We start from the raw sequence: 3,462 nt of genomic DNA on the forward strand, positions 1-3,462 counted from the left end.
GCGCGGCGGAGGCCGCCGCCGCGCTCGCGGCCGACATCGCCGCGGAATTGCCGGACGGACGCGCCGAGGCGGTACCGACCCCGACGGGCGCCGCCGTCGCGGTCGAGGCCAAGGGGCTGGTCGCGCGGGAATTCGGCACCGCGACGCGGATGCCGCGCCCGGTGATCGGCACGGCGGTGGCGCGCCTTGCGGAGCCGGGCTGATGGCCGGCCTCGATCTCTCGCCCGGGCTGCTCCGGGCGGTGCAGGAGCGCCTCCTCGCCGATCCGGCCCTCCGTGCCCTGGTCGGCGACCGGGTGCGCGAGGTGGCCGGGGCCCGGGAGGAATGGCCGTTCCTGCGCGTCGATCCGCCGGAGGTCGGCCCCTACGAGGCGCAAGGCTGGCGCGGCTGCACCTGCCGCCTGACCGTCCACGCCTTCCTGCGCGGCGCCCGGGGCTTGAGCCCGGTGCAGGGCCTGCTCGCCGCCGTCGCGGCGGCCCTCGACGAGGCGGACCTGGCGCTGCCCCGCGGCGAACTCCTGTGGCTGTCCCACGAGCGCAGCCTCGTCCTGCCGGAGCCCCTCGGGCCCGGCTCCTGGCACGGCGTCGCCCGCTTCGGGGCGGTCGCCGCCGAGACGACTTGACCCACTCACTCGGGAGCGAACCCGTCATGGCCCAGCCCACCACCCTGCCTTTCTCGGCCGTCGCCGTGAAGCTCGAGAGCCTCGCGAAGGCCGGCACCTTCGAGGCGCCCTGCGGCCTCACCGAGCGTGCGGCACAGTTCACAAAGGAGACCAACAGCTCGGTCGTGCCCGACTGCGCCAACGAGGACGCCGCGCCCTTCGTCGACCGGTTCGCGGTGTCGAAGTCGGTCGCGGTCTCCGGCAAGGGCGTGATGGCCCGCCAGAGCCTCGTCCGCTGGCGCGCGGCCTACGAATCCGACGCGCCGGTCAAGGCCCGGGTCGAGGTGAGCGGCACCGGCGCGGAGGACGGCGGCGCCTGGGAGGGACTGTTTCACCTCACGAGCTTCGAGGTCGGCGCCGTCCGGGGCGAGCGCTGCAGCGTCTCGGTGGCGCTGCAATCGACCGGGGCGGTCGCCTTCACGGCCGCGGCGTGAGGCGCCGATGAGCCGCGACGGCCATGTCGACCTCGACCTCGATGGCACCACCCACCGCTTCCGCCTCGCCATCGGCGACCTGGAGGCGCTGCAGGAAGCGACGGGCCTCGGCCCGGCGGCCCTCCTGCAGCGCCTCCATGCCGGATTGTCCTACCGGTTCCGGGACGTGCGCGACGTCCTGCGCCTCGGCCTGATCGGCGGCGGCGTCCCGGTGCCGCGAGCCCACGCCATCGCCCGCCGTCTCGACGGGCTGCCCTGCATCGCGCTCATCGCCAAGGCCGCCCTTGTGCTGGCGGCGGCGCTGGAGGGGGCCGAGGACGAGCCGGTCGGCCGTCCAGCGGCCGCCGCCGGCCCCGAGGGGCGGATCGCCTTCGCGGCCTTTTACGGCGCGGCTGCGGCCATGGGACTGCCCGCCGCCGACCTGCGGGCGATGAGCCTGTGGCAGCTCGCCGCCTACATCGACGGCTTCAACCGCGCCCGCGACCCGGACGCGGCGGACGCCCCGACACCGCAGGAAGAGGACGCGCTCTGGGCCTGGATCCGGGACGCATCCGACGAGGGCTCCGCATGACGACCGAGATCGAGCGCCTGGTGGTCTCGCTGGAGGCCAACGTCGCGGCCTACGAGCGGGAGATCTCTCGCGCCGGGCCGGTCGCCGAGCGGGCGATGGCGGAAGCCGAGCACGCCGTCGAGGCCGGGTCCGGCCGGATCGCGGCCGCGATGGCCCGGGCCGGCGCCTCGCTGCGCGACGAGCTCGCCCGGATGGCGGCGCCGGAGAGCCTGGGACGGATCCAGCGCGCGATGGAGCAGGCGAGCGCCCTGCCGGCGACTGCGGGCGACGGCGCCGCCCTGCGACGGGTCGACGACGCGGTCGGGGGCCTCGCCGCGCGCCTCGGCGAGGCCGGCTCCGCCTCCCGGGAGGCGGTGGCGGGGTTCGCCGCGGTGGCGGGCGCGGTCGGGGACATCGCGCAGAAAATCCCGGCCGCCGCCGACCTCGTCGCCGATCTCGGCCGGCGGGTGAAGGCGGCGTCGGGGGAGGGCGCGGCGATCCGCGCCCGCATCGCCGACGCCTTCGCGATCAGCGAAGCGGCGCCCCGCGGTAGCCTCGCGCAAAGTCCCGAGCCTGCACCGCAAGGCCCCGCGCCGACACCCGCCCCCGTCCGGGCACCGGCTCGGACGAGGCCTGCCCGGCCGGCGGCGGAGGAAGGCGACGATGCCTTCCGCGACGAGGTCGCCCGCCTCACCCGCCGGACCGGTCTCCTCAAGATCGAGGCGGATTCCGTCGGCCGGGAGGAAGGCGCCGCGGCCAGGGCCGAGGCGGCGTTCCGCCTGCTGGAAGCCGCCAAGAAGGCCGACCTCGCGGTGACGCCGGCGCTTCGCGCGGAGGTCGACCGAGTGGCGGAGTCCTACGGCGCCGCGACCGCGCAGGTCGAGCGGGCCGAGGCCGCGCAGCGCGCCGCCCAGTCGGCGTCGCGGGAGCTCGGCTCCGCGCTCGCCGACAGCTTCAAGGGCGCGATCCTGCACGGCGAGCGCCTGACGACGGTCGTCGCGCGGCTCGCCACCACGCTGGCGAGCCGGGGCCTCGACCGCGCCTTCGATGGCCTGTTCGGCCGCGGCAGCCCGGGGGCCGACCTGATCGGCGACGCCCTCGGTTCGCTCGGCCTGACCCAGAACCCGACCGGCCGCGCCGCCGGCGGCCCGGTCACCCCGGGCGTCGCCTACACGGTGGGCGAGAGCGGCCGCGAGACCTTCGTGCCGCTCCAGCCCGGCCGCATCCTGCCGGCGTCCCACGGCGTCGCGCCGTCGCCTACCGCCCCGACCGTTCAGGTCTCGGTCTCGATCGCCACCGCGGACGCCCCGAGCTTCCACCGCTCGGAGGCGCAGGTCAGCGCCGCGCTCGCCCGGGCGGTGCAGCGCGGCCTCCGGGGTCTATGAGAACAGGGCCCCGTCACCCTCAGGAGGCCGCGCGCCATGTCCAGCCCCTTCCACGAGGTGCGCTTTCCCCTCGCCCTGTCCTACGGCTCCCGCGGCGGGCCGGAGCGGCGCACCGAGATCGTGACCCTCGGCTCCGGCGACGAGGAGCGGAACAGCCTCTGGCGCCACTCGCGCCGCCGCTACAATGCCGGGCCCGCCCTGCGATCGGCCGAGGACGTCGCGACGCTCCTCGCCTTCTTCGAGGAGCGTCGCGGGCCCCTCTACGGCTTTCGCTGGCGCGACACCTTCGACCACAGCTCCGCCGCTCCCGGTCAGACCCCCGCCCCCACCGACCAGCGTCTCGGCACCGGCGACGGCACCACCCGGGTGTTCCCGCTCGCCAAGACCTACGGCGGCGCCTTCGCCCCCTATGCCCGCCCGATCACCAAGCCG

Annotated in this window: 6 protein-coding genes; all 6 read left to right on the forward strand. The window is 76.4% G+C overall.

Annotated elements, in window-relative coordinates; all coding sequences use genetic code 11:
• On the forward strand, positions 1 to 203 hold a 203-nt coding region (locus tag HPY23_RS07715; protein WP_200649587.1), incomplete at its 5' end, for a hypothetical protein.
• A complete protein-coding gene (locus tag HPY23_RS07720) occupies positions 203 to 622 on the forward strand; it encodes a DUF3168 domain-containing protein (RefSeq protein ID WP_091891420.1) in 420 nt (139 codons plus the stop codon). The genes HPY23_RS07715 and HPY23_RS07720, both read left to right, overlap by 1 nt.
• A gap of 26 nt (positions 623 to 648) precedes the next feature.
• Complete coding sequence (locus HPY23_RS07725; protein WP_091891423.1) at positions 649 to 1,095, forward strand: phage tail tube protein; 447 nt, start codon at positions 649 to 651, stop codon at positions 1,093 to 1,095.
• Between the two features lie 7 nt (positions 1,096 to 1,102).
• Positions 1,103 to 1,666 carry a gene transfer agent family protein gene (locus HPY23_RS07730; RefSeq protein WP_091891426.1) on the forward strand — a complete coding sequence of 188 codons (564 nt, stop codon included), beginning with the start codon at positions 1,103 to 1,105 and terminating at the stop codon, positions 1,664 to 1,666.
• On the forward strand, positions 1,663 to 3,030 hold the full coding sequence (locus HPY23_RS07735; protein ID WP_091891429.1) for a hypothetical protein: 1,368 nt from the start codon (positions 1,663 to 1,665) through the stop codon (positions 3,028 to 3,030). The genes HPY23_RS07730 and HPY23_RS07735 overlap by 4 nt, the downstream gene beginning before the upstream one ends.
• Before the next feature lie 36 nt (positions 3,031 to 3,066).
• The coding region (locus HPY23_RS32895) for a DUF2460 domain-containing protein (protein ID WP_236017650.1) at positions 3,067 to 3,462 on the forward strand (396 nt) is incomplete at its 3' end.

The organism is Methylobacterium ajmalii, assembly GCF_016613415.1.
Lineage (GTDB): Bacteria > Pseudomonadota > Alphaproteobacteria > Rhizobiales > Beijerinckiaceae > Methylobacterium > Methylobacterium ajmalii.

Bases quoted from the DNA above. Each gene is read 5' to 3' on its own strand.
- HPY23_RS07720 (WP_091891420.1), top strand. From the start codon at position 203: ATGGCCGGCCTCGATCTCTCGCCCGGGCTGCTCCGGGCGGTGCAGGAG.
- HPY23_RS07725 (WP_091891423.1), top strand. From the start codon at position 649: ATGGCCCAGCCCACCACCCTGCCTTTCTCGGCCGTCGCCGTGAAGCTC.
- HPY23_RS07730 (WP_091891426.1), top strand. From the start codon at position 1,103: ATGAGCCGCGACGGCCATGTCGACCTCGACCTCGATGGCACCACCCAC.
- HPY23_RS07735 (WP_091891429.1), top strand. From the start codon at position 1,663: ATGACGACCGAGATCGAGCGCCTGGTGGTCTCGCTGGAGGCCAACGTC.